Annotated in this window: 17 protein-coding genes; 9 read left to right on the forward strand and 8 right to left on the reverse strand. The window is 72.1% G+C overall.

Features of this window, described 5'->3' with window-relative positions; genetic code table 11:
* Nucleotides 1–9: 9 nt before the first annotated feature.
* The 4 genes from ACZ470_RS23175 to ACZ470_RS23190 all read right to left on the reverse strand — a co-directional run bounded on the left by ACZ470_RS23175 (nucleotide 10) and on the right by ACZ470_RS23190 (nucleotide 5,200).
* A complete protein-coding gene (locus ACZ470_RS23175) occupies nucleotides 10–1,401 on the reverse strand; it encodes a lysine N(6)-hydroxylase/L-ornithine N(5)-oxygenase family protein (RefSeq protein ID WP_468429937.1) in 1,392 nt (463 codons plus the stop codon).
* 134 nt (nucleotides 1,402–1,535) lie between these two features.
* Nucleotides 1,536–4,121, reverse strand: a complete 2,586-nt coding sequence (gene pepN / locus ACZ470_RS23180; protein ID WP_468429939.1) for an aminopeptidase N — start codon at nucleotides 4,119–4,121, stop codon at nucleotides 1,536–1,538.
* Nucleotides 4,122–4,169: 48 nt separating this feature from the next.
* On the reverse strand, nucleotides 4,170–4,712 hold the full coding sequence (locus ACZ470_RS23185; RefSeq protein ID WP_468429941.1) for a response regulator: 543 nt from the start codon (nucleotides 4,710–4,712) through the stop codon (nucleotides 4,170–4,172).
* A gap of 110 nt (nucleotides 4,713–4,822) precedes the next feature.
* Nucleotides 4,823–5,200 (reverse strand): chorismate mutase, encoded by a 378-nt coding sequence (locus tag ACZ470_RS23190; protein ID WP_468429943.1) that lies wholly within the window; start codon nucleotides 5,198–5,200, stop codon nucleotides 4,823–4,825.
* An 80-nt stretch (nucleotides 5,201–5,280) separates the two neighbouring features.
* Between ACZ470_RS23190 and ACZ470_RS23195 the strand changes: the two genes are divergently transcribed.
* On the forward strand, nucleotides 5,281–6,180 hold the full coding sequence (locus ACZ470_RS23195; RefSeq protein ID WP_468429945.1) for a hypothetical protein: 900 nt from the start codon (nucleotides 5,281–5,283) through the stop codon (nucleotides 6,178–6,180).
* A gap of 74 nt (nucleotides 6,181–6,254) precedes the next feature.
* Here the strand turns inward: ACZ470_RS23195 and ACZ470_RS23200 are convergent, their stop codons facing one another.
* Complete coding sequence (locus ACZ470_RS23200; protein WP_468429947.1) at nucleotides 6,255–6,980, reverse strand: vWA domain-containing protein; 726 nt, start codon at nucleotides 6,978–6,980, stop codon at nucleotides 6,255–6,257.
* Between the two features lie 144 nt (nucleotides 6,981–7,124).
* On the opposite strand from ACZ470_RS23200, the gene ACZ470_RS23205 reads away from it, so the two are divergent.
* Together ACZ470_RS23205 and ACZ470_RS23210 are read left to right on the forward strand one after the other, a co-directional pair.
* On the forward strand, nucleotides 7,125–8,051 hold the full coding sequence (locus ACZ470_RS23205; protein WP_468429949.1) for a rhomboid family intramembrane serine protease: 927 nt from the start codon (nucleotides 7,125–7,127) through the stop codon (nucleotides 8,049–8,051).
* A complete protein-coding gene (locus ACZ470_RS23210; protein WP_468429951.1) occupies nucleotides 8,048–8,953 on the forward strand; it encodes a chitosanase in 906 nt (301 codons plus the stop codon). Before ACZ470_RS23205 ends, ACZ470_RS23210 begins: the two co-directional genes overlap by 4 nt.
* A 113-nt stretch (nucleotides 8,954–9,066) precedes the next feature.
* Here the strand turns inward: ACZ470_RS23210 and ACZ470_RS23215 are convergent, their stop codons facing one another.
* The 3 genes from ACZ470_RS23215 to ACZ470_RS23225 form a co-directional block, all read right to left on the reverse strand.
* Nucleotides 9,067–10,530, reverse strand: a complete 1,464-nt coding sequence (locus ACZ470_RS23215) for a glutamate synthase subunit beta (protein WP_468429952.1) — start codon at nucleotides 10,528–10,530, stop codon at nucleotides 9,067–9,069.
* The gene (gltB, locus tag ACZ470_RS23220) at nucleotides 10,523–15,124 is read right to left on the reverse strand and encodes a glutamate synthase large subunit (RefSeq protein WP_468430237.1); all 4,602 of its coding nucleotides are present in this window, start codon (nucleotides 15,122–15,124) and stop codon (nucleotides 10,523–10,525) included. The genes ACZ470_RS23215 and gltB overlap by 8 nt, the downstream gene beginning before the upstream one ends.
* 368 nt (nucleotides 15,125–15,492) lie before the next feature.
* Nucleotides 15,493–16,224 carry a VIT1/CCC1 transporter family protein gene (locus tag ACZ470_RS23225; protein ID WP_468429954.1) on the reverse strand — a complete coding sequence of 244 codons (732 nt, stop codon included), beginning with the start codon at nucleotides 16,222–16,224 and terminating at the stop codon, nucleotides 15,493–15,495.
* Between the two features lie 303 nt (nucleotides 16,225–16,527).
* On the opposite strand from ACZ470_RS23225, the gene ACZ470_RS23230 reads away from it, so the two are divergent.
* The 6 genes from ACZ470_RS23230 to ACZ470_RS23255 are packed head-to-tail and all read left to right on the forward strand — an operon-like array spanning nucleotide 16,528 to nucleotide 23,517.
* On the forward strand, nucleotides 16,528–17,532 hold the full coding sequence (locus ACZ470_RS23230) for an ADP-ribosylglycohydrolase family protein (protein ID WP_468429955.1): 1,005 nt from the start codon (nucleotides 16,528–16,530) through the stop codon (nucleotides 17,530–17,532).
* A complete protein-coding gene (locus ACZ470_RS23235; RefSeq protein ID WP_468429957.1) occupies nucleotides 17,529–18,806 on the forward strand; it encodes an ADP-ribosylglycohydrolase family protein in 1,278 nt (425 codons plus the stop codon). Before ACZ470_RS23230 ends, ACZ470_RS23235 begins: the two co-directional genes overlap by 4 nt.
* Before the next feature lie 7 nt (nucleotides 18,807–18,813).
* Entirely contained in the window at nucleotides 18,814–20,004 is a 1,191-nt protein-coding gene (locus ACZ470_RS23240) for an ADP-ribosylglycohydrolase family protein (protein ID WP_468429959.1), read from the forward strand.
* Entirely contained in the window at nucleotides 19,992–21,488 is a 1,497-nt protein-coding gene (locus ACZ470_RS23245; protein WP_468429961.1) for an ADP-ribosylglycohydrolase family protein, read from the forward strand. Before ACZ470_RS23240 ends, ACZ470_RS23245 begins: the two co-directional genes overlap by 13 nt.
* A complete protein-coding gene (locus ACZ470_RS23250; protein WP_468429963.1) occupies nucleotides 21,485–22,690 on the forward strand; it encodes a CaiB/BaiF CoA transferase family protein in 1,206 nt (401 codons plus the stop codon). The genes ACZ470_RS23245 and ACZ470_RS23250 overlap by 4 nt, the downstream gene beginning before the upstream one ends.
* A complete protein-coding gene (locus ACZ470_RS23255; RefSeq protein WP_468429965.1) occupies nucleotides 22,687–23,517 on the forward strand; it encodes an HpcH/HpaI aldolase/citrate lyase family protein in 831 nt (276 codons plus the stop codon). Before ACZ470_RS23250 ends, ACZ470_RS23255 begins: the two co-directional genes overlap by 4 nt.
* The last annotated feature ends 137 nt before the right edge of the window (nucleotides 23,518–23,654 follow it).

Consider the following 23,654-nt stretch of genomic DNA (forward strand, 5'->3'; position numbering starts at 1 on the left):
ACGGGTGAATCAGGTCCCGTCCGCCAGTGGGGTGAGCCGTGTGGCTCCCCGGGCGGGCGGGACCTGTCGTGTCCCGGGGTGCAGGCCGAAGGTGGTGAAGGCGGTGCGGGCGGGGAGGGGGTAGGCCGGGCCGCCGGTGAGGTGGTTGAGGATCGTGGCGCTGCGCCAGGCGGCGAGTCCGAGGTCGGGTGCTCCGACGCCGTGGGAGTGGCGTTCGGCGTTCTGCACATAGACGCTGCCGGCGCCCCGGACGTCCAGTTCGAGACGGAAGTGCGCGTCGACGCGGGGCCGGCCGGCGCGGTCGCGGCGCAGATACGGGTCGAGGGGGGCGAGCAGGTCGTCGAGGGTTCGCTCGCGGTGGCCGGTGGCGAGGACGACGGCGTCGGTGGTGAGACGGGTCCGGGTGTGCTGCCGGGTGTGTTCGAGGTGGAGTTCGATCCGGTCGGGGGTGGGACGGTTCGCGGCGCGGACGTGGACGGCGGGGGTGAGGACGGTGTCGGGCCAGCCGCCGTGCAGGGTGCGCCGGTAGAGCTCGTCGTGGACGGCGGCGAGGGTGGTGGCGTCGATGGCCTTGTGGAGCTGCCACTGCGCGGGGACGAGCCGGTCGCGGACGGGTTCGGGCAGGGCGTGGAAGTAGCGGGTGTGGTCGGGGGTGAAGTGTTCGAGGCCCAGCTTGGAGTACTCCATCGGGGCGAAGGCCTCGGTGCGGCCGATCCAGTGGAGGCGTTCCCGGCCGGCGGGCCGGTGGCGCAGCAGGTCGAGGAAGACCTCCGCGCCGGACTGTCCGAGGCCGACGACGGTGATGTGGCCCGCGGCGAGCAGGGTGTCCCGGTGGGTGAGGTAGTCGTCGGCGTGGATCACGGGGAGGCCGGGCGTCTCGGCGAGGGGCCGCAGCGGCTCGGGCACCCAGGGCTCGGTGCCGACGCCGAGGACGAGGTGACGGGCGTGGACGCGGCCCGTGGACCCGGTTCGTCCGTCCGATGCGAGGCGGGTGAAGCCGACCTCGAACAGGGCGCGTTCGTCGTTCCAGCGGACGGTGTCGACTCGGTGTCCGAAGTGGAGCGCGGGGAGGTGCTCGGCGACCCAGCGGCAGTACGCCTCGTACTCGGTGCGGCGGATGTGGAAGGACTCGGCGAAGTAGAACGGGTAGAGGCGTTCGCGGGCTCTGAGGTGGTTGAGGAAGGTCCAGGGGCTGGTGGGGTCGGCGAGGGTGACGAGGTCGGCGAGGAAGGGCACCTGGACGGTGGCGTCATCGAGCAGCAGACCGGGGTGCCAGGTGAAGTGGGGGCACCGGTCGTAGAAGGCGGCGCGGAGTCCGGGGAGGGGGTGGGCGAGGGCGGCGAGGGAGAGGTTGAAGGGGCCGATGCCGATGCCGACGAGGTCGCGGGGCGGGGTGTTCATGGACTGTCCTCCGGGGCGCGGTGCGCGGGAGGGTCCAGCTTGGACGGAGAAGGTCGGGTGCGCCCGAAAAGCCCGGTGAACACCCCTCGAAGGGGGTAAGTCCCGCTTCGAGGGGTGTGGTGGTGGGGTCCGGGTTACGCCCGCTGCACGCGCAGTGCGCGGCCCAGGTCGTCGAGCTGGTCGACGAGCTTGCGGCGCAGGGCCGGGATCGGGTCCGCCTTGCGCAGGCACTTCTCGCCGAGCTTCAGGGCCTCGTCGTCGACGGCGTGGACGGGGAAGGCCCAGCGTCCGGCGGCCTCGGCGATGGCGGGGCCCCGGCGGGCGGCGACGGCGACGGCGTCCTTGTAGTAGCGGGACACGTACGGCCGTACGAGATCGGCCTGTTCGGGCTGCCAGAAGCCCTGTGCGGTGGCGGTGAACAGGTAGTTGGACAGGTCGTCCGAGCCGAACATGGCCTCCCAGGCGCGGGCCTTGGCGTCCTCGTCGGGCAGGGCGGCACCGCACCGGGCGGCGCCCTCCCGGCCGGTGGCGCTCGGATCGCGTTCGAGTTCGGCGGCGATGGCGGCCTCGTCGGTGGCGCCGAGCACGGCGAGCCGGGCGAGGACCCGCCAGCGCAGCTCGGGGTCGAGTTCGGGCCCGCCGGGGACGGTGCCGTCGGCGAGCCAGGCGGCGATGGTGTCCGGGTGGGCGGCCACGTCGATGAACTGGCGTACGGCGATGAGGCGCAGACCGGGGTTGTCGCCGTCCTCGGTGCGGCGGATGAGGTCCCGGCACAGGGCGGTGAGGGTGCTGAGCGCGGCCGGCCGCCGGTCGGGGGTGAGATAGCGGTCGGCGATGTGGGCGGAGGCGAAGGCGAGGACGCCCTGGACGAGGGCGAGGTCCGTCTCGTGCGGGAGGTGGGCGCGGGCGATGTCCAGGAAGTCGGTGGCGGGCAGGTCGCCGTCGCGGACGGCGTCCCGGAGCGCGTTCCACACCACCGCGCGGGTGAGGGGGTCGGGCAGCCCGGAGAGCCGGGCGCGCAGGGTGTCCAGGGACTCCGCGTCGAAGCGGATCTTGGCGTAGGTGAGGTCGCCGTCGTTGAGGACGACGAGGGCGGGGCGGGGGCCGCCGGGGCTGAAGGCGACGTTCCGGTCGGCGGGGAGGTCCGCCTCGAAGCGGTTGCGCAGGACGAGCCGGCCGGCGTCGTGGAGGTCGTGGTCGTAGACGCCGATGGTGATGCGGTGCGGGCGCTTGTTGCCGGCCGGGACGAGGGTGCCGGCGTGCTTCATGCCGGGGCGGTCCTTGTCGGGGTCGGGCGCCGGCCAGGTCCCGGGGTCTCCCAGGTGCCCGATGTCCAGGTGCCAGTAGACGTTGTCGCCGTTCCTCGGTTCCGGGACGAGGGTGTCGACGCCGGTGGTGCGCAGCCAGGCGTCGGCCCAGGCGTGGACGTCGCGTTCGGTGGCGGCGGCGAGGGAGTCGATGAAGTCGGCGAGGCCGGCGTTGCCGAACCGGTGGCGCTGGAAGTGGATGTTGATGCCGGCGAGGAAGTCCTTCTCGCCGAGCCAGGCGACGAGCTGGCGCAGGGCGGAGGCGCCCTTGGCGTAGGAGATGCCGTCGAAGTTGAGCAGCGCTGAGGCGGTGTCCGCGACGTTCTCGGGAGCCACGGGGTGGGTGGAGGGCCGCTGGTCGGCGTCGTAGCCCCAGGGCTTGCGGGTGACACCGAAGTCGGTCCAGGTGTCGGTGAAACGGGTCGCCTCGGTGAGGGTCTGGTAGCCCATGTACTCGGCGAAGGACTCGTTGAGCCAGATGTCGTCCCACCACGTGAGGGTGACCAGGTCGCCGAACCACATGTGGGCCATCTCGTGGGCGATGACCATCGCGCGGGTCTGGCGCTCGGTGTCGGTGACGGCGGAGCGGTAGACGAACTCGTCCCGGAAGGTGACCAGTCCGGGGTTCTCCATGGCGCCCGCGTTGAACTCGGGGACGAAGGCCTGGTCGTAGGAGTCGAAGGGGTACGGCTCCTCGAACTTCTCGTGGTAGCGGTCGAAGCAGGCGCGGGTGATGTCGAGGAGTTCGTCGGCGTCGGCGTCGAGGTGCGGGGCGAGCGAGCGGCGGCAGTGGATGCCGAAGGGCAGTCCGCGGTGCTCGGTGCGCACGGAGTGCCAGGGCCCGGCGGCCACGGCCAGCAGGTACGTGGAGATCCGCGGGGTGGACGCGGCCTTCCACACCCCGTCGCCGGTGTGCTCGGTGACGCCGTTGGCGAGGACGGTCCACTTCTCGGGGGCCGTGACGGTCAGGTCGAAGACGGCCTTGAGGTCGGGCTGGTCGAAGGCGGCGAAGACGCGCTGCACGTCGTCCAGGAACAGCTGGGTGTAGACGTAGGTCTCGCCGTCGGTGGGGTCGGTGAAGCGGTGCATGCCCTCACCGGTGCGGGAGTAGCGCATGCGCGCGTCGACGCGCAGTTCGTGCTCGCCGGCGGTGAGGTTCTTCAGCGGCAGCCGGTTGCCGTCGAGGGTGTCGGCGTCCAGGGGCTGTCCGTCGAGGGTGACGGAGCGCAGCTCGGCGGGCTTGATCTCGACGAAGGTGTCCGCGTCCGCGCGGGCGCCGAACCTGATCAGGGTGCGGGAGTCGAAGGTCTCGTCCCCGGTGGTCAGATCGAGTTCGATCGTGTAGCGGTGGACGTCGAGGAGCTGTGCTCGGTTCTGCGCTTCGTCGCGCGTCAGTACGGACATGCAGGCCATGCTGCCCGATGCGGTTGCCGGGGCACAGGGGCGGATCGGGTACGCACCCTATGTCCGGTCTCTTTCGAGCTCCCCGGTGTGCGCCCCGGCGGCCTCTCCGGGCGGCACATGCGCGTGCGGGTGGGGCAGGGCGGGATGTGCGGGGGTGCCGGTGCGCTCGTCGAGCCGGGCGCGCAGGGCACGGACCTCGCGTTCCAGGGCGAGGTGCCGCTGGTGCGCGTCGTAGAGGTGGCGGATCTTGGTGCGCAGCGCCCACGGGTCGACCGGCTTGGTGACCAGATCGGCTACGCCGAGGGCGTACGCGGCGGCGCCGAGCCGGCCGTCGCGGGCGAAACCGGTGAGCAGGACGACGGGGATGTGCTGGGTCTGCTCCAGGCGCCGCATGTAGCGCACGACGTCCAGGCCGCCGGTGCCGGGCAGGTGGACGTCGAGGAGCAGCAGGCCGACGTTTCCGCGCAGCAGCTCCTTGAGGGCCTCGTCGCCACTGGTGGCCCGGCCCAGCAGGTGGCCCAGCGGGGCCAGGGCGCTCTCCAGGGCGTACAGGGTGTCCTCGTGGTCGTCGACGATGAGGATGCGGGCGTTCGGCGGCATGCGCGCGTCCCTCCTCGCAAGGGACCGGATGGCTGTCCGGGTGCTGACGGGTGGTGCTCGTCAGCTGACAAGGAGTGCACAGCGCAGCATGCCCCGCGCGGACCGCTCTGTCACTCCCCGGGGGACGAGGTTGTGGCCCGGTTCGCTGAGGGCGTGGAGCCGTTGAGGGTGTCCTCGGCGATGCGCTCGTGGTGGCGGATCACCTCGGCGATGATGAAGTTCAGGAACTTCTCCGCGAAGGCCGGGTCGAGTTTGGCGTTCTCGGCGAGGGCGCGCAGCCGGGCGATCTGGCGGGCCTCACGCCCCGGGTCGGCGGGCGGCAACTGGTGCTCGGCCTTCAGGCGGCCGACCTGCTGGGTGCACTTGAACCGTTCGGCGAGCATGTGGACGACGGCCGCGTCGATGTTGTCGATGCTGTCGCGCAGCCGGGCGAGCTCCTGACCGACGGCGGGGTCGGCGTCACCGGTGGCGGTGTTGCTGGTGGTCATGGGTGGTCAGCCTACGGGGCGGCCGCCGGGGCGGGCCCGTACAGTGGAAGGGGGTTCAGGGCGTCCGGGGGTGTGGCGGCGTGGCGAACGGCGGACCGGTGGAGCACGGCTATCCGCATCTGGAGACGGTGCGGGCGGCCGTCACCGCGCTGTACAGGCGTCTGTCCTACGACACGATCCGCACGTTCTCGGTGAGTGTGCCGCCCGTCGACGTGGCGTTCTGCGACACGGACGATCTTCATCTGGGGGCGCAGCGGGTGGCCCGCGAGCTGGTGCGGCACTACCGGCTGCCGGACGCCCGGCTGATCGTCGGGTTCCGTGAGATGACGCATGCGGCGAACGTGGAACTGGCGGCCGGGCCCGAGTACTTCGTCGAGCTGAACGACCGGTTCCGGACCCATCGGCGGGACATCGGGGCGGCCTTGGCGCACGAGGTGGCGCATGTGTATCTGCACCGGCTGGACCTGTCGTTCCCGGGCACGCGGGAGAACGAGATCCTCACGGACACGACGGCGACGTACCTCGGGGCGGGGTGGCTGCTGCTGGACGCGTTCCGGGAGGACGGGGCGTCGTCGCAGAAGCTGGGGTACCTGACGCCGGAGGAGTTCGGGTACGTGCTGGCGAAGCGGTCGCTGGCGTTCGGGGAGGATCCGTCGGTGTGGTTCACCAGCGCGCAGGCGTACACGGCGTACACGAAGGGTCTGGCGGTGGCCCGCCGGGACGCGGAGCAGCCGCCGCTGGTCGCCGCCGGGTGGGCCGGTCGGCGGCGGTACGCGCGGGAGCGGCGCCATGCGGAGGATCACCGCGTGGCCGCGGGGATTCCGGCCCGGCCGGAGGTTCCGTACCGCTTCACTCCGGCCGAGCATGGCTCCCTGCGGGTGTCGTTTCCCTGTCCTACGTGTCATCAGCGGATTCGGGTGCCGGTGCGGGTCCGCGCGCGGTGCGCACTGTGCCGGACGGTGTTGGAATGTGACACCTAGCGGTGTCGTCGCTCCGGTTCGGGTGCGGGTGCGTGGGGGTTGATCGCGCAGTTCCCCGCGCCCCCATGGGGGCGCTACACCTCGCGCATGATTCCTTGCACCCGCGCTGCCGCCAGCCATTTGGGGAATTCGGCTACCAGGCGGTCGTAAAGTTCCGCGTCCGAGATCTTCGTGGGGTTCTCGCCCGCGTGGAAGAAGCCCGCGTTGTCGACGGGGCGCTTGGTGGGGACGGCCAGGTCGTCGAGTTTGCGGAGGTAGTCGAACTGCTTGCTGTGGGGGTCGCCGAAGCCGATGAACTGCCAGAAGAGCGGGAGTCGGGCGGCCTTGCAGAGGTACTTCTCCGCGGCGAGCTTGTTGATGGGGCCGCCGTCGGTCTGGAAGATCACCAGGGCGGGGTGGGTGGAGCCGCTGTCCAGGTAGTGGTCGATGACCGCGTCCATCGCCAGGTGGTAGCTGGTCTTGCCCATGTGGCCGAGGCCGGAAACGATCCGTTCGACGCGGCCCCGGTGGTCGGCGAGGGCGATGTCGGTGACGGCGTCGACGTCGGTGGAGAAGAAGACGACCGGGACGGTGCCGTCGTCGTCGAGGTGGGCAGACAGGCCCAGCACCCGGTCGGCGAGCGCCTGCACACTGCCGTCCTTGTAGTACGGCTTCATCGAGCCGGAGTAGTCGACCACGAGGTAGACCGCGGCCCGCAGGCCGTCGAGCCCGTGCTTGGTCAGTGACACTCCGGCGGTCTTGTAGAGGTTCACCAGCGCGGGCGCGGTCTCCTCGATCTTGCGCAGACTGATCGCGGCCATACGACTCCCCCTGGATCACCGGAACTGGCCCCGAGAGTACGGCACGTCACCCCGCCCGTCGCCCGACTCCCCGAGGTTCGATATTTTGTTCGCCGCCGTCCCCACCGGCTCACTTCCGTCCCGTCCCTCCCGAGGAGCCGGCCCGTGGATTCCGAGTCCACCGTCACCACGTGCTACCGCCACCCCAAGGTGGAGTGCCACGTCCGCTGCACGCGCTGTGAGCGGTACATCTGTCCGGACTGCATGCGGGAGGCGGCCGTCGGGCACCAGTGCCCCGAATGTGTGCGGGAGGGCGCGCGGTCGATGCGGCAGGCCCGCACCGTGGTGGGCGGGCGGGTGTCGGCGGTGCCCGTCGTGACGTATGTGCTGATCGTCGTCAATGTGCTGGTCTATCTGGCCGAGTTGGCGCGGCCGGAGATCGTGGACCGGTTCGCGATGGTGGGCGCGGGGCTGCTCGGGCCGGACGGCGAGCACTATCTGTGGGTCGACCCGTACCCCGCCGGCTTCAGCCCGGAGGGCGTGGTGGACGGGGAGTGGTACCGGCTGCTGACCGGCGCGTTCCTGCATCTGCCGCCCACCGAGGGGACGTTCGGGATCTTCCACGTCCTGATGAACATGGTGGCGCTGTGGAACCTGGGCCGGCTCGTCGAACCGATGCTGGGCCGGGTGCACTATCTCGCCCTGTATCTGCTGTCGGCGCTCGGCGGTTCGGTGCTGGTGCTGCTGATCTCGCCCGAGGACGCCGTCGTCGGCGCGTCCGGCGCGGTCTTCGGCGTGGGGGCCGCCTACTACGTCATGGCCCGACGGATCGGCGTGGACATGGGCCAGGTCAACCGGTTCATGGCCGGGCTGCTGCTGTGGCTGGTGATCTCCGCCGTCGTGACGTCCTGGGAGGGACACCTCGGCGGGCTCCTCGCGGGCGGCGCGGTCGCGCTGGTCTTCGCGTACGTGCCCCGGGGTGAGCGGCGGGTGCTGATCCAGGCGGCGGCGTGCGTGGCGCTGGCGGTGGTGCTGGCGGTGGCCGCGGTGGCCAAGGTGTCCGAACTGACAGGCGGAGGTATCCCCCAGTGAAACGTGCCGGTGTGCTGCTCCTCGCGGCCGCTCCCGTGATCGCCACGGGGCTGTACTTCGTGATGCCGACGGACTCCGCCGACGCCCCGGCGGCGGCGCCTCCCGCGGTCACCGCCCAGTCGGCCCGGGAGGACGCCAAGGACCGGGCCGAGGAGGAGCGGGCGGAGGACGACGCGGTCATCGCCGGCCTGCCGCCGGGGCTGGCGGCGCCCGCGAAGAAGGAGCTGGCCCAGCAACTGGTGGCGAGCGCCGAGCACTCGACCACGGACTGGCGCACCACCTACGGCGCCATCGAGGACGAGGGCGACGGCTGCGGCTACACGGCGGGCATCATCGGCTTCTGCACCGGCACCCACGATCTGCTGATGCTGGTCGAGCGCTACACCGAGGAGCACCCCGACAACGGACTGGCGTCCTTCCTGCCCGCCCTGCGGGAGGTCGACGGCTCGGACTCCCACGAGGGCCTGGACCCCGGTTTCCCGGCCGCCTGGGAGGCGGAGGCGAAGGTGCCCGCCTTCCGCGCGGCGCAGGAGACGGAGCGCGACCGCCTCTACTTCGACCCGGCCGTGCGGCTCGCCAAGCTGGACGGCCTCGGCACGCTGGGCCAGTTCGTGTACTTCGACGCGATGGTCTTCCACGGCCCCGACACCGACGCGGACGGCTTCTACGCGCTGCGCGAGCGCACGCTGAAGCAGGCGAAGACGCCCGCCGCGGGCGGGTCCGAGAAGACGTACCTCGACGCCTTCCTCGACATCCGCCGCGAGGCCATGCTGACCCGGTACCCGGAGCACGACGCCTCGCGCGTCGACACGGCCCAGCGCCGGTTCCTGCGGGCCGGGAACCTGGGCCTGGAGACCCCGCTGGTGTGGGAGATGTACGGGGACCACTACCGGCTGCCCTGAACACGCGGAGGCGCCTGCCCTGTCGTCCGGTCGGGGACTGGCGGGCAGGCGCCACCTGTTGTTCCGTACGCCTTTGTACGGGACGTGTGTGAGGGACCCTCAGGTCACCTGGGTCAGACCGCCAGCGCGCGGTCCGTCGGGCGGATCGGGGCGGGCAGCTCGCTCGCTCCGGTCAGGAAGCGGTCGCAGCCGCGGGCGGCCGAGCGGCCCTCGGCGATCGCCCACACGATCAGCGACTGACCGCGGCCGGCGTCACCGGCGACGAACACACCGGGCACGTTGGTCTGGAAGTCGGCGTCGCGGGCGATGTTACCGCGTTCGTCGAGGTCCAGGCCGAACTGGTCGACCAGGCCGTTGTCCCGGTCGGTGCCGGTGAAGCCCATGGCGAGGGTGACCAGCTGGGCCGGGATCTTGCGCTCGGTGCCCGCCTTCGGGGTCAGCTTGCCCTCGATGAACTCCACCTCGGTGAGGTGCAGCCACTGGACGTTGCCGTCCTCGTCGCCCTCGAAGTGGGTGGTGGAGACGGAGTAGACCCGCTCACCGCCCTCCTCGTGGGCGGACGTGACCTTGTAGAGCATCGGGAACGTCGGCCACGGCTGGGCGACCGGGTTCCGCTCCTCGTTCGGGCGGGGCATGATCTCCAGCTGCGTCACGGAGGCCGCGCCCTGGCGGTGGGCGGTGCCCACGCAGTCGGCGCCGGTGTCGCCGCCGCCGATCACCACGACGTGCTTGCCCTCGGCCGAGATCGGCGGGGCGACGTAGTCGCCCTCCTGCACCTTGTTGGCCAGCGGCAGGTACTCCATGGCCTGGTGGATGCCCTTGAGCTCGCGGCCCGGCACCGGCAGGTCGCGCGCGGTCGTCGCGCCGACGGCGAGGACCACGGCGTCGTACCGCTTGCGCAGCGCCGTCGCCGGCATGTCACGGCCGATCTCCACGCCGGTGCGGAACTTGGTGCCCTCCGCGCGCATCTGCTCGATACGGCGGTTGATGTGCCGCTTCTCCATCTTGAACTCGGGGATGCCGTAGCGCAGGAGGCCGCCGATGCGGTCCGCGCGCTCGTACACCGCGACCGTGTGGCCGGCCCGGGTCAGCTGCTGGGCGGCGGCCAGGCCCGCGGGGCCCGAGCCGACGACCGCGACGGTCTTGCCGGACAGCCGCTCGGGGATCTGCGGGGCGACGTCACCGGTCTCCCACGCCTTGTCGATGATCGAGACCTCGACGTTCTTGATGGTGACGGGCGGCTGGTTGATGCCGAGCACACACGCCGACTCGCACGGAGCGGGGCACAGACGGCCCGTGAACTCCGGGAAGTTGTTGGTGGCGTGCAGCCGCTCGGACGCGGCGCCCCAGTCCTCGCGGTAGGCGTAGTCGTTCCACTCGGGGATGAGGTTCCCCAGCGGACAGCCGTTGTGGCAGAACGGGATGCCGCAGTCCATGCACCGGCTGGCCTGCTTGCTGATGATGGGCAGCAGGGAGCCGGGGACGTAGACCTCGTTCCAGTCCTTCTTGCGCTCCTCGACCGGACGGGACCTGGCGACCTCGCGGCCGTGGTTCAGAAAGCCCTTCGGGTCAGCCATTGATCGCCGCCTCCATCATCTTCTCGGTGATCTCGGTCTCGGACAGACCGGCTCGCTCGGCGGCGTCCTTGGCGGCGAGCACTGCCTTGTACGTGCTGGGGATGATCTTGCTGAAGCGCTCCACGGCCGTGTCCCACTCGGCCAGCAGCTTCTCGGCGACGGTGGAGCCCGTCTCCTCCTGGTGCCGGCGGACCACGTCGTGCAGCCACTGCTTGTCGGCGTCGTCCAGCGCCTCCACGGCGCCCAGGTTGCCGGCGTTGACGTTGTCCCGGTCCAGGTCGATGACGTAGGCGATGCCGCCGGACATGCCGGCCGCGAAGTTGCGCCCGGTCTCGCCGAGGACCACCGCGTGACCGCCGGTCATGTACTCGCAGCCGTGGTCGCCCACGCCCTCGGAGACGACCAGCGCGCCGGAGTTGCGGACACAGAACCGCTCGCCGGTCCTGCCGCGCAGGAACATCTCGCCGCCGGTGGCGCCGTACGCGAGGGTGTTGCCCGCGATGACGCTGTACTCGGCGAGGTGGTCGGCCGCGCGGTCCGGGCGGACGACGATCCGGCCGCCGGACAGGCCCTTGCCGACGTAGTCGTTGGCGTCGCCCTCCAGGCGCAGCGTGACACCACGCGGGACGAAGGCGCCGAAGGACTGGCCGGCGGAGCCGGTGAAGGTGATGTCGATGGTGTCGTCGGGCAGGCCCGCACCGCCGAACTTCTTGGTCACCTCGTGGCCGAGCATGGTGCCGACCGTGCGGTTGATGTTGCGGATGGCGACCTGGGCGCGCACCGGCTGGGCGTCCTCGGCGCCGGCGGCGGAGAGCGCGTCGGCGGCGAGCTTGATCAGCTCGTTGTCGAGGGCCTTCTCCAGGCCGTGGTCCTGGGCGACGACCTGGTGGCGGACGGCGCCGTCCGGCAGGTCGGGCACGTGGAACAGCGGCTCCAGCTCCAGGCCCTGCGCCTTCCAGTGGTCGACCGCGCGGGTCACGTCGAGCACCTCGGCGTGGCCGACGGCCTCCTCGATGGAGCGGAAGCCCAGCTCGGCGAGGAGCTCGCGGACCTCCTGGGCGATGAACTGGAAGAAGTTCACCACGTACTCGGCCTTGCCGGAGTACCGGTCGCGGAGCACCGGGTTCTGGGTGGCGATGCCGACCGGGCAGGTGTCCAGGTGGCAGACGCGCATCATGACGCAGCCGGAGACGACCAGCGGGGCGGTGGCGAAGCCGAACTCCTCGGCGCCGAGCAGCGCGGCGATGACCACGTCACGGCCGGTCTTGAGCTGGCCGTCGGTCTGCACGACGATCCGGTCGCGCAGGCCGTTGAGCAGCAGGGTCTGCTGGGTCTCGGCGAGGCCGAGCTCCCAGGGGCCGCCCGCGTGCTTCAGCGAGGTGAGCGGGGAGGCGCCCGTGCCGCCGTCGTGGCCGGAGATCAGCACGACGTCCGCGTGGGCCTTGGACACACCCGCGGCGACGGTGCCGACGCCGACCTCGGAGACCAGCTTGACGTGAATGCGCGCCTGGGGGTTGGCGTTCTTCAGGTCGTGGATCAGCTGGGCGAGGTCCTCGATGGAGTAGATGTCGTGGTGCGGCGGCGGGGAGATGAGGCCCACGCCCGGCGTCGAGTGACGCGTCTTCGCGACCCACGGGTAGACCTTGTGGCCGGGCAGCTGGCCGCCCTCGCCGGGCTTGGCGCCCTGGGCCATCTTGATCTGGATGTCGTCGGAGTTGACCAGGTACTCGGACGTCACACCGAAGCGGCCGGATGCGACCTGCTTGATGGACGACCGGCGGGCCGGGTCGTACAGCCGCTCCGGGTCCTCGCCGCCCTCACCGGTGTTGGACTTGCCGCCCAGCTGGTTCATGGCGATGGCGAGGGTCTCGTGCGCCTCCTGGGAGATGGAGCCGTACGACATGGCGCCGGTGGAGAACCGCTTGACGATCTCGGAGACCGGCTCGACCTCGTCGATCGGGATCGGTCCCCGGCCGGACTTGAAGCCGAAGAGCCCGCGGAGCGTCATCAGCCGCTCGGACTGCTCGTTCACGCGCTCGGTGTACTTCTTGAAGATCTCGTACTTGCCGGAGCGCGTGGAGTGCTGGAGGCGGAAGACCGTCTCGGGGTCGAACAGGTGCGGCTCGCCCTCGCGGCGCCACTGGTACTCGCCGCCGATGTCGAGCGCGCGGTGCGCGGGCGCGATGCCGCTGGCCGGGTACGCCTTGGCGTGACGGGCGGCGACCTCCTGGGCGACGACGTCGATGCCGACGCCGCCGATCTTGGTGGCGGTGCCGTTGAAGTACTTCTCCACGAAGGACTCGTTGAGGCCGACGGCCTCGAAGACCTGGGCGCCTCGGTAGGAGGCGACCGTGGAGATGCCCATCTTGGACATGACCTTCAGGACGCCCTTGCCGAGGGCGTAGATGAGGTTGCGGATGGCCTTCTCGGGCTCGATGCCCGGCAGGAAGGTTCCGGCACGGACCAGGTCCTCGACGGACTCCATCGCCAGGTACGGGTTGACGGCGGCGGCGCCGTAGCCGATGAGCAGGGCGACGTGGTGGACCTCGCGGACGTCACCGGCCTCGACCAGCAGGCCCACCTGGGTGCGCTGCTTGGTGCGGATGAGGTGGTGGTGGACGGCGGCGGTGAGCAGCAGCGACGGGATCGGCGCGTGCTCGGCGTCGGAGTGCCGGTCCGACAGGACGATCAGGCGGGCGCCGTTCTCTATGGCGGCGTCGGCCTCAGCGCAGATGTCCTCGATGCGGGCGGCGAGCGCGTCGCCGCCGCCGGACACCCGGTACAGGCCGGAGAGGGTCGCGGCCTTGAAGCCGGGCATGTCGCCGTCGGCGTTGATGTGGATGAGCTTGGCCAGCTCGTCGTTGTCGATCACCGGGAAGGGCAGGACGACGCTGCGGCAGGAGGCCGCGGTCGGCGCCAGCAGGTTGCCCGACGGGCCCAGCGGGGAGCGCAGGGAGGTGACCAGTTCCTCGCGGATCGCGTCCAGCGGCGGGTTGGTGACCTGTGCGAACAGCTGGGTGAAGTAGTCGAAGAGCAGGCGCGGGCGCTCGCTCAGGGCGGCGATCGGCGAGTCGGTGCCCATCGAGCCGATCGGTTCGGCGCCGGTCTTGGCCATCGGCGCGAGGAGGACGCGGAGCTCCTCCTCGGTGTAGCCGAAGGTCTGCTGGCGGCGGGTGACCGAGGCGTGGGTGTGCACGATGTGCTCGCGCTCGGGCAGGTCGGGCAGCTCGATCTCGCCGGCCTCGAGCCACTCCGCGTAGGGGTGCTCGGCGGCGAGCTGGGCCTTGATCTCGTCGTCCTCGATGATGCGGTGCTCGGCGGTGTCCACGAGGAACATGCGGCCGGGCTGGAGGCGGCCCTTGCGGACGACCTTCGCGGGGTCGATGTCGAGGACGCCGACCTCGGAGCCGAGGACGACCAGGCCGTCGTCGGTGACCCAGTAGCGGCCGGGGCGCAGACCGTTGCGGTCGAGCACGGCGCCGACCTGGGTGCCGTCGGTGAAGGTGACGCAGGCGGGGCCGTCCCAGGGCTCCATCATCGTGGAGTGGTACTGGTAGAAGGCGCGCCGGGCCGGGTCCATGGAGTCGTGGTTCTCCCACGCCTCCGGGATCATCATCAGCACGGAGTGCGGCAGCGAGCGGCCGCCCAGGTGCAGCAGTTCGAGGACCTCGTCGAAGGAGGCGGAGTCCGAGGCGTCGGGCGTGCAGACCGGGAAGATCCGCTCGATGGCCTTCTCGTCGGAGCCGAACAGGTCGGAGACGAGCTGGGACTCGCGGGCGCGCATCCAGTTGCGGTTGCCCTTGACGGTGTTGATCTCACCGTTGTGGGCGACGAAGCGGTACGGGTGCGCGAGCGGCCACGACGGGAAGGTGTTCGTGGAGAACCGGGAGTGCACGAGCGCGATGGCGGAGCCGAAGCGGCGGTCGGACAGGTCCGGGAAGAAGGGCTCGAGCTGGCCGGTGGTCAGCATGCCCTTGTAGACGATGGTCCGCGCGGACAGCGACGGGAAGTAGACGCCGGCCTCGCGCTCGGCGCGCTTGCGCAGGACGAACGCCCTGCGGTCGAGGTCGATGCCCTTGGTGTCGCCGGCCGTGACGAAGATCTGGCGGAAGACCGGCATCGTCGAGCGGGCGGTGGCGCCGAGCAGTTCGGGCGCGACGGGCACCTCGCGCCAGCCGAGGACGGTCAGGTCCTCGTCGGCGGCGATCCGCTCGATCCGGGCGGCGGCCTCGTCGGTGCCGTCCTCCGGCAGGAAGGCGATACCGACGGCGTAGCCGCCCGCCTCGGGCAGTTCGAATCCGGCCACCTCGCGGAAGAAGGTGTCGGGGACCTGGGAGAGGATTCCGGCGCCGTCGCCGGAGTCCGGCTCGGAGCCGGTGGCACCGCGGTGTTCGAGGTTGCGCAGGACCGTGAGGGCCTGCTCGACCAGGGTGTGGGACGCCTCGCCGGTGAGGGTGGCGACGAAGCCGACGCCGCAGGCGTCGTGCTCGTTGCGGGGGTCGTACATACCCTGCGCAGCAGGGCGAGCATCCATGAACGACCAGTTCAGGCGGTCGTTCGTGGAATGCTGGGACGGCTGGCGCGGCGTACGCATCGGCTCTCCCGTCGTCGTCATGTGGCATGTGCAGGTGCCGAGGGACGACGTTGGCCCTCTGCGTGGTGCGAAATTTCGTGCAGGTTACATGATGGAGCGGTTCTCGGGAACCGGGATAATCCGTTCCAGCATGCGGACATCGCACGGGTCGCGGTGGGGTTCCGCGCCTGTCGATGGAAGCCATGGGGGACCGGGCCGGACAGATCGATGTCCGTCGGTCCGCTGGCGGGAAAAGGCCCCTTCGCCTGCCCCGCGGGCACGCCGTCGGCCTCTTTGCCCACAGCGCTTACGGCTCATGCCCAGTGGTCATGCAGTCGAAACCAGCAAGTAACGACTACTTATACGGCCCAACGCATAAGTGCGAGGGCTTATCCTACGGCCGTTCCGAACAGTGTGCCCAGGGCGTATGTCACACCGGCCGCCGCGCCACCGAGCGCGAGCTGCCGCAGGCCGCTGTACCACCAGGTGCGCGCCGTCACCTTGGCCACCACCGCGCCGCACAGGAAGAGGCCGAGCAGCGCCAGCAGCACGGCCGGCCACAGACTGCTCGCGCCCAGCAGATAGGGCAGTACGGGCAGCAGGGCGCCGAGCGCGAAGGAGCCGAAGCTGGACACGGCGGCGACGGTGGGCGAGGGCAGGTCGCCCGGGTCGATGCCGAGTTCCTCGCGGGCGTGGATCTCCAGCGCCTGCTCGGGGTCCCTGGAGAGCTGCCGGGCGACCTCGCGGGCCAGGCCGGGCTCGACCCCGCGGGCCTGGTAGAGCGCGGCGAGTTCGGCCTCCTCGTCCTTCGGGTGCTTGCGCAGCTCACGCCGCTCAACGTCGAGCTCGGCCTCGACCAGCTCGCGCTGGGAGGCGACGGAGGTGTACTCGCCGGCCGCCATGGAGAAGGCGCCGGCGGCCAGGCCGGCGAGGCCGCTGAGCACGATGGTCTGCTGGCTGACCGCACCGCCGGCGACGCCCGTCATCAGGGCGAGGTTGGAGACCAGTCCGTCCATCGCGCCGAACACGGCGGGGCGCAGCCAGCCGCCGTTCACATCCCGGTGCGTGTGGTTGTCGCGGTGCGCCTCGTGGAGCGCCGCCTCGGTCTCGATGATGGCCATGCGTGGTCCCCCAGATGGTCTTCGGGGTGCCACCCCGAACGCTTCTTTGGACAAGTTCTACTTCTCGACAACACTCAAGATACGCCTCCGCATTCCCTCCCGCCAGCAAGGAAAGGCTGGGCTAACCTGCGGCTTTGCAGCTTTCGCTCGTTTGTGTAGAAGGACGCACAGATGTCGACCGGGTGACGCTGGGGGCCCTGAGGCTGCGCCGGACACCGCACCGGGGGAGAGTTCCGCAAAGGGCTCCGCGCCCTTCGGAAGGGCTCCGCGCCTTTCGGGGCGCACCTGAGAGGAGAGCCGCGTATGGCATCGACCGCCTGCATCCCCTCGGCCCCGGCGCCCGGGGACGCCCTCGGGCTCCGCGAGCGGGCGCGCGGCGCGCTGCTCGGCCTGGCCGTGGGCGACGCGCTGGGGGCCCCGGCCGAGAACATGAAGCCCTCCGAGATCCGCGCCCGTTGGGGTCGCATCACGGGATACGTGGCGGAGCACCCGGCGGGCACGGACGACACCGAGTACGCGATCTTCTCCGGCCTGCTGCTGGCCCGGCACGGCTCCGCGCTCACCCCGGCGCATGTCGAGGCGGCCTGGCACGAACTGATCGCCGACCGCGCGGAGGGGCCCTTCCGGGGCGCCGGGTTCAGCGAGCGCGGCACGCTGGAGAACCTGCGCCGGGGGCTGGCGGCGCCCATCTCCGCCCAGCACCGGCACGCGTGGAGCGACGGGCTGGCGATGCGGGCGGCGCCCCACGGGGTGTTCGCGGCGGGCCGTCCGGACGAGGCGGCCCGGCTGGCGGCGATCGACGGCTCGGTCAGCCACGACGGCGAGGGCATCCACGGCGGCCGGGCGGTCGCGGCGGGCGTCGCCGCGGCGATGGCCGGGGCGCCGGTGGTCGCGGTGGTCGCCTCCGCGCTGGCGGTGGTGCCGGACGACTCCTGGACCGCCCGCTCGCTGCGCCGCGCCGTGACCGCGGCCCACCTGGGCGAACGCGCGGTCCGCGCGGCGGTGGTGATCGGCGGCTACCCGTGGACCGACCTGGCCCCCGAGGCGGTCGCCCTCGCCTTCGGCGCGTACGCGGCGGCCGACGGCGACTTCGAACAGGCGGTGCTGACGGCCGTCAACATGGGCCGCGACGCCGACACCACGGCGGCGGTCGCGGGCGCGCTGGCGGGTGCGACCCGGGGCGCCTCGGCGATCCCGGCGGCCTGGTCGGCCGCCATCACCCCGGCCCGCGGCACCTGCCTCCCCGCCATGGCGGGCCACCACGTCCTGGACATCGCGGCCCTCCTGACCCCGGAGACCCCCACATGACCTCACTGACAACGACCCCCGCAGCCGCCGGAACCGCAGCCGCCGACGGCGAGGACCCCCCACAGGGGCCACCCGCACCCGACGACGAAAGCCGCACGCGCGGTGCGGGTGGGAACGAATCCCCGGCCGAAGGCGAAGCCGAGGCCGCGGAACCGCCCCCACAGGCGAAAATCGAGGGGCTGCTCCTCGGCCTCGCCGCAGGCGACGCCGCCGGCTGGCCCGCCGCCCGCCACAGAGCCGCCCGCATGCCCGAGTGGACCAGACGCCTCACCCGCGAACTGGACACCTTCGCCGAGCAGAACGCCACCACCACCCTCCCCGTCCCGATCGCCCTCAACCAGCCCCCCGAACCCCTCCGCCTGGGCCCCTCCGACGACGCCGAGTGGGCCGCCTTCGCCGCCGAGGCGGTCCTGCGGGCCGGCGACGACACCGCCCTCGGCGACCTCAGCCGAGAGCGCCGTACCCGCGCCGCCATCGACCTGACCTGGAACTCCGTAGCCGCCGAGGTCGCCGCCGCCACCGAGCGCGCACCCGAGACGGAGTCCGCCGTACTCCCCCTCCGTGCCCGCATCTCCGTCCGCGCGGGCCTGGGCAACCTCGCCACCGGTCTGCGCCCGCCCGCCACCGGCCACGACAACCCGCACTACTTCGACGACGCGGCCTGCGTACGCGCCTGCGTCCTGGCCGTCGCCCACCCCGGCGATCCCCGGGCCGCCGCCGACCTCGCCGAGTTCGACGCCCGCTACACCCAGGACGGGGACGGTGTGCACGGCGCCCGCGCCATGGCCGCCGCCGTCGCGCTCGCGCTGACCGGGGCGGACCCGCACGCCTGCGTGGCCGCCGCGTGCGCCGAGCTCCCCGAGGACACCGAGATCGGCCGCAACGCCCGGCACGCCCTCAAGCTCGCGGCGGACGCCGACAGCGCCTTCGCCCTCGTACCGCCGCTGGAGCACCAGATCGTCGACCACGTCTACAGCTACGGCGTCGCCGCCGCCGAGACCGTCCCCGTCGCCCTGGCCCTCACCACCGCCGCCCGGGGCCGGATCGCGGAGGCGGTCCCCGCGGCCGCCTGTCTGTCGCGGGTCGCGGACTCCGCCCCGGCGCTCGTCGGCGCCCTCACCGGCGCACTGGGCGGCGGCTCCGCGATCCCGGAGACCTGGAGGGAGAGCTGCCGCACCCTCTCCGGCTGCGTACTCCCCCGGCTCACCGGCACGGACCTGGTGGAACTCGCCGGACTCCTGGAAGCCGCACAACCCGCCCCACCGGGAGGATGATTCGGGCATGACGCGTAAAGAGTCGGAAACCGAGCGAACCCGGGACCGGGGTCTGCCCCTGGACGAACGGATCAGCGGCGCCCTCGTGGGAGCCGCCGTCGGCGACGCCCTCGGCGGACCGGTCGAGGGGTACTCCCCCGAGCAGATCGTCGAACGCCACGGCGGGCGCGTGCACGGCGTCGTCGGCCCCTGGAACGGCGCCGAGTGGCGCACCGCCCGTCCCATCGCCCCGTACCACAAGGGCGACGGCCACGTCACGGACGACACCCTGATGACGCACGCGCTGGTGCGGGTGTACGCGCGGGTCCGCGACCACCTCGACGCCTACGCCGTCGCCGACCACCTGGTCCCGGACCTGATGACCAATCCGCGCTGGATCCCGGAGCTGGAGGCGGAGGCGATCCCGCTGCAACGGATCTTCCTCGCCGAGAAATGGCTCGTGGCCCGCCTGCACTACGGCCATGTGGACCCGCGCGAGGCCGGCGTCGGCAACATCGTCAACTGCGGCGCCGCGATGTACATGGCCCCGGTGGGACTCGTCAACGCCGCCCACCCGGCCGCCGCCTACGCCGAGGCACTGGATGTCGCGGGCGCGCACCAGTCGTCGTACGGCAGGGAGGCGGCCGGAGTCTTCGCCGCGGCCGTGGCGGCGGCGTGCGCGCCCGGCGCCACGGCGGACTCGGTCGTCACCGCGTGCCTGTCCCTCGCGAAGGACGGCACGCGGACGGCGATCGAGCGGGTCTGCGAGGAGGCCGCGCGGCACACGGACTTCGAGTCGGCGCTGCGCCCGCTGCGGGAGGCGGTGACCCCGTACGACACGGTCGGCCCGGACTACCGCGCCCCCTCCCTGGGCGCGCGGCGCCCGTCCCGGCTGCACGCCATCGAGGAACTCCCGGTCGCGCTGGGCATGCTGGTGGTGGCCGGCGGCGACTTCCGGCACGCGGTGCTGGGCGCGGTGAACTACGGCCGGGACTGCGACTCCATCGCCACGATGGCCGGCGCGGTGGCCGGTGCGCTCGGCTCACCGGTCCCCCACGACTGGGCCAAGACCGTGTCGGAGGCCAGCCGCCTGGACCTGTGGGAACCGGCGGTCACGCTGACCGGGGTGACCCGCGAGATCTTCGAGCGGGACGTACGCCGCCGCCGCGCCCACGAGCGGGCATTCGCGGAGCTGGGAGGCTCTGGATGCTCCGACTGACCTGGGTCCAGCCGGAGGACCTGATCGGCCACGAACTGCGCCAGGCCGCCCAGGACGGCCGGGAGCCCTCGAGAATCGCCGCCCGCTGGCGCGCGGCGGGCGGTCCCGAGGCCCCCCTCACCGCGGGCGCCTCCCCCCGCCCCGCATCCCCCTACCTCCGCCTCCTGGCCACCGACCTCCTGGACGAACTGGCCGACCTCCCCAGCACCCTCTCCGACGACGAACCAACCGACCTCCCCACCATCAAATCCCTATGCCCCAACTGGCCTGCTCAGTCTGCGGGCAGCCACGCGCCGCAGTCTGCGGGCAGTCGTGCCGCTGGGGCGGCACGGGTGGGCGGTGGGGGTACCTCCCGCTCGAGCGAAGCCGAGAGTGGGGGAGGCACTCCGCAAGCGCCGGGCAGCGCGACCCACCCCCGCCCAGCACCACACCCCCCGCACCTGGAAGCCGCCTGGCTCGGCAGAGCAGCCGGCTGCCTCCTGGGCAAACCGGTGGAGAAACTCCCCCTCACCGCTATCCGCCAACTCGCCCAAGCCACCAACAACTGGCCCCTGAACACCTACTTCACCGCCCACGGCGTCCCAGAGGACCTCCTCACCCAACACCCCTGGAACCGCCGCTCCGCGCCAACCTCCCTCGCCGAGAACATCGACGGCATGCCCGAGGACGACGACCTCAACTACCCCCTCCTCGCCCTCCTCGTCCTCCAACGCCACGGCCGAGCCTTCACCCCCACCGACGTCGCCCGCGTCTGGCTGGACGAACTCCCCGCCGGCCGCACCTTCACCGCCGAACGCATCGCGTACCGCAACCTCCTCAGCGGCCTGGAACCCCCGCTCACCGCCCGCCACCACAACCCCTTCCGCGAATGGATCGGCGCCCTGATCCGTGCGGACGTGCACGGCTGGACCAACCCCGGCGACCCGGCCGCCGCCGCCGAACAGGCCCACCGCGACGCCACCCTCACCCACACCGCCAACGGCGTCTACGCGGCGATGTTCACGGCGGCCGTCATCGCCACCGCCGCCACCGGCGACCACGACGTCCACGCCTGTCTGCGCATGGGCCTCACCGTCGTCCCGCCCCGCTCCCGCCTCGCCCGAGCCGTCCACCGAGCCATGCGACTCGCGCACGAGCACACCGACTTCGACACGGTCGTCGACGTCCTGCACGACACCTACGCCGCCACCCACCACTGGGTGCACGCCGTCCCCAACACCGCCCTGATCGCCGCCGCCCTCACCCACGCCGACGGCGACTTCACCGGCTCCATCTGCCGTGCGGTGTCCGGCGGCTGGGACACCGACTCCAACGGCGCGACGGCCGGCAGCATCGCCGCTCTTCTCGCCGGTTCGCCCCGCGCGCTTCCCGAACGCTGGACGGCCCCGCTGAAGAACCGGCTGGCCACCTCCGTCGGCGACTTCCACGGCACCGGCTTCGACACCCTGGCCCGACTGACCCACCTGGAGGCCACCCGCCCATGACCAGGCCCACCCCCGCCGATCCCCCGCTGACCGGCCTGCGCGTCCTGGACCTCGCCACCCTCTTCGCCGGACCCCTCGCCGCGACCCTGCTCGGCGACTTCGGCGCGGAGGTCGTCAAGGTCGAGCATCCGAGGAAACCGGACCCCTCCCGTGGCCACGGACCGTCGAAGGACGGCATCGGCCTGTGGTGGAAGATGCTCGGCCGCAACAAGCGCACCATCACCCTCGACCTGTCCAAGCCCGGCGGCCGGACCACCCTGCTGCGCCTGGCCGGGTCCACCGACGTGATCATCGAGAACTTCCGCCCCGGCACCCTGGAGAAGTGGGACCTGGGCTGGCCCGAACTGTCCGCCGCGAACCCCCGGCTGATCCTGGTCCGGGTCACCGGCTTCGGCCAGTTCGGCCCGTACGCGCACCGGCCGGGCTTCGGCACCCTCGCGGAGGCGATGAGCGGCTTCGCCGCGATCACCGGCGAACCGGACGCGCCGCCGACGCTGCCGCCGTTCGGCCTGGCGGACTCGATCGCGGGCATGGCCACGGCGTACGCGGTGATGGCCGCGCTCGCCGGGCGGGACCGCACCGGGGAGGGCCAGGTGGTCGACATGGCCCTGATCGAGCCGATCCTGACCGCCCTCGGCCCCCAGCCGACCTGGTACGACCAGCTGGGCCACGTCCAGCCGCGCACCGGCAACCGCTCCCAGAACAACGCGCCCCGGGGCACCTACCTCACCGCCGACGGCACCTGGGTCGCCGTCTCCACCTCGGCCCAGTCGATCGCCGAGCGCGTGATGCACCTGGTGGGCAGGCCGGAGCTGATCGACGAGCCCTGGTTCGCCACCGGCGAGGACCGGGCCCGGCACGCGGACGTCCTGGACGAGGCGGTCGGTGGCTGGATCGCCCGGCACACCCGCGCCGACGTACTGGCCGCCTTCGAGAAGGCGGAGGCGGCCGTCGCCCCGATCCAGGACGTACGGGACGTCATGGCGGACCCGCAGTACCAGGCCCTGGACACGATCACCACGGTCGACGATCCGGAGCTGGGCCCCCTGCGCATGCAGAACGTCCTGTTCCGGCTCTCCGGCACCCCGGGCGCGATCCGCTGGGCGGGCCGCCCGCACGGCGCGGACACCGAGGAGGTCCTGACCGGACTGGGCCTCACCCCGGACGAACTCGCTGAGTTGCGCGCGGAGGGCGCCCTGTGACGGGGTTCCCGCTGACCTGGCTGTACGCCCCCGGCGACCGTCCCCCGGTGGTGGCGAAGGCGCTCACCTCCGGCGCCGACGTGGTGGTGATCGACCTGGAGGACGCGGTCGCCCCCGACCGCAAGGCCTACGCCCGGTCTGCCACCGCCGAGCTGCTGCGCGAGCCCCAGCCGGTCCCGGTCCACGTCCGGGTCAACGCCCTGTCCGGGCCCTGGGCCCGCGCCGACCTCGCGGCCGTCGCCCCGGCCCCCGGCCTGTCCGGCCTGCGCCTGCCCAAGGTGTCGTCCCCGTCCGAGGTCGTGCGCGTCGCACGCCGGACGGTGTCCGCCAAGGGGGACACACTGCCTCTGTACGCCCTCCTGGAGACGGCCCTCGGCATCGAGCGCGCCCACGCCGTGGCCACCGCCCACCCGTCCCTGCGCGGTATCGCGATCGGCGAGGCGGACCTACGGGCCGACCTGGGCGTACGCGACGACTCGGGCCTCGACTGGTCCCGTTCCCGGGTGGTCGTCGCCGCGCGGGCGGCGGGCCTGGCCCCGCCCACCCAGTCCGTCCACCCCGACACCCGGGACCTGGACGGCCTCATGGCCTCCTGCGTACGGGGCCGAGCCCTGGGCTTCCTCGGACGTGCCGCGATCCACCCGCGCCAGCTCCCGGTCATCGAGCGCGCGTACCTCCCCACGGAGCAGGAGATCGAAAAGGCGGAAACCATCATCAAGGCAGCGGCCTCCGACCAGGGCGCCCAGGCCCTCCCGGACGGCACCTTCATCGACACAGCGGTAGTAACAGCAGCCCACCGCACCCTGACCCTGGCCAACAGAACCTGAGGCCCGCCCGCCGCGCTCTCCGCGGGCAGTCGTGCCGCTGGGGCGGCACGGGTGGGCGCGACGGCACCCCGCAAACGCCGGGCAGCGCGACCCACCCCCGCCCCACACACACCGAGGGCGCCCGGAGAACCCGGACG

This window comes from Streptomyces sp. NPDC031111, from assembly GCF_055570675.1.

What these genes read in the sequence shown, in the direction of transcription:
- ACZ470_RS23175 (WP_468429937.1), bottom strand. Translation starts at nt 1,401, where the DNA reads ATGAACACCCCGCCCCGCGACCTCGTCGGCATCGGCATCGGCCCCTTC.
- pepN (WP_468429939.1), bottom strand. Translation starts at nt 4,121, where the DNA reads ATGGCCTGCATGTCCGTACTGACGCGCGACGAAGCGCAGAACCGAGCA.
- ACZ470_RS23185 (WP_468429941.1), bottom strand. Translation starts at nt 4,712, where the DNA reads ATGCCGCCGAACGCCCGCATCCTCATCGTCGACGACCACGAGGACACC.
- ACZ470_RS23190 (WP_468429943.1), bottom strand. Translation starts at nt 5,200, where the DNA reads ATGACCACCAGCAACACCGCCACCGGTGACGCCGACCCCGCCGTCGGT.
- ACZ470_RS23200 (WP_468429947.1), bottom strand. Translation starts at nt 6,980, where the DNA reads ATGGCCGCGATCAGTCTGCGCAAGATCGAGGAGACCGCGCCCGCGCTG.
- ACZ470_RS23215 (WP_468429952.1), bottom strand. Translation starts at nt 10,530, where the DNA reads ATGGCTGACCCGAAGGGCTTTCTGAACCACGGCCGCGAGGTCGCCAGG.
- gltB (WP_468430237.1), bottom strand. Translation starts at nt 15,124, where the DNA reads ATGCGTACGCCGCGCCAGCCGTCCCAGCATTCCACGAACGACCGCCTG.
- ACZ470_RS23225 (WP_468429954.1), bottom strand. Translation starts at nt 16,224, where the DNA reads ATGGCCATCATCGAGACCGAGGCGGCGCTCCACGAGGCGCACCGCGAC.
- ACZ470_RS23230 (WP_468429955.1), top strand. Translation starts at nt 16,528, where the DNA reads ATGGCATCGACCGCCTGCATCCCCTCGGCCCCGGCGCCCGGGGACGCC.
- ACZ470_RS23235 (WP_468429957.1), top strand. Translation starts at nt 17,529, where the DNA reads ATGACCTCACTGACAACGACCCCCGCAGCCGCCGGAACCGCAGCCGCC.
- ACZ470_RS23240 (WP_468429959.1), top strand. Translation starts at nt 18,814, where the DNA reads ATGACGCGTAAAGAGTCGGAAACCGAGCGAACCCGGGACCGGGGTCTG.
- ACZ470_RS23245 (WP_468429961.1), top strand. Translation starts at nt 19,992, where the DNA reads ATGCTCCGACTGACCTGGGTCCAGCCGGAGGACCTGATCGGCCACGAA.
- ACZ470_RS23250 (WP_468429963.1), top strand. Translation starts at nt 21,485, where the DNA reads ATGACCAGGCCCACCCCCGCCGATCCCCCGCTGACCGGCCTGCGCGTC.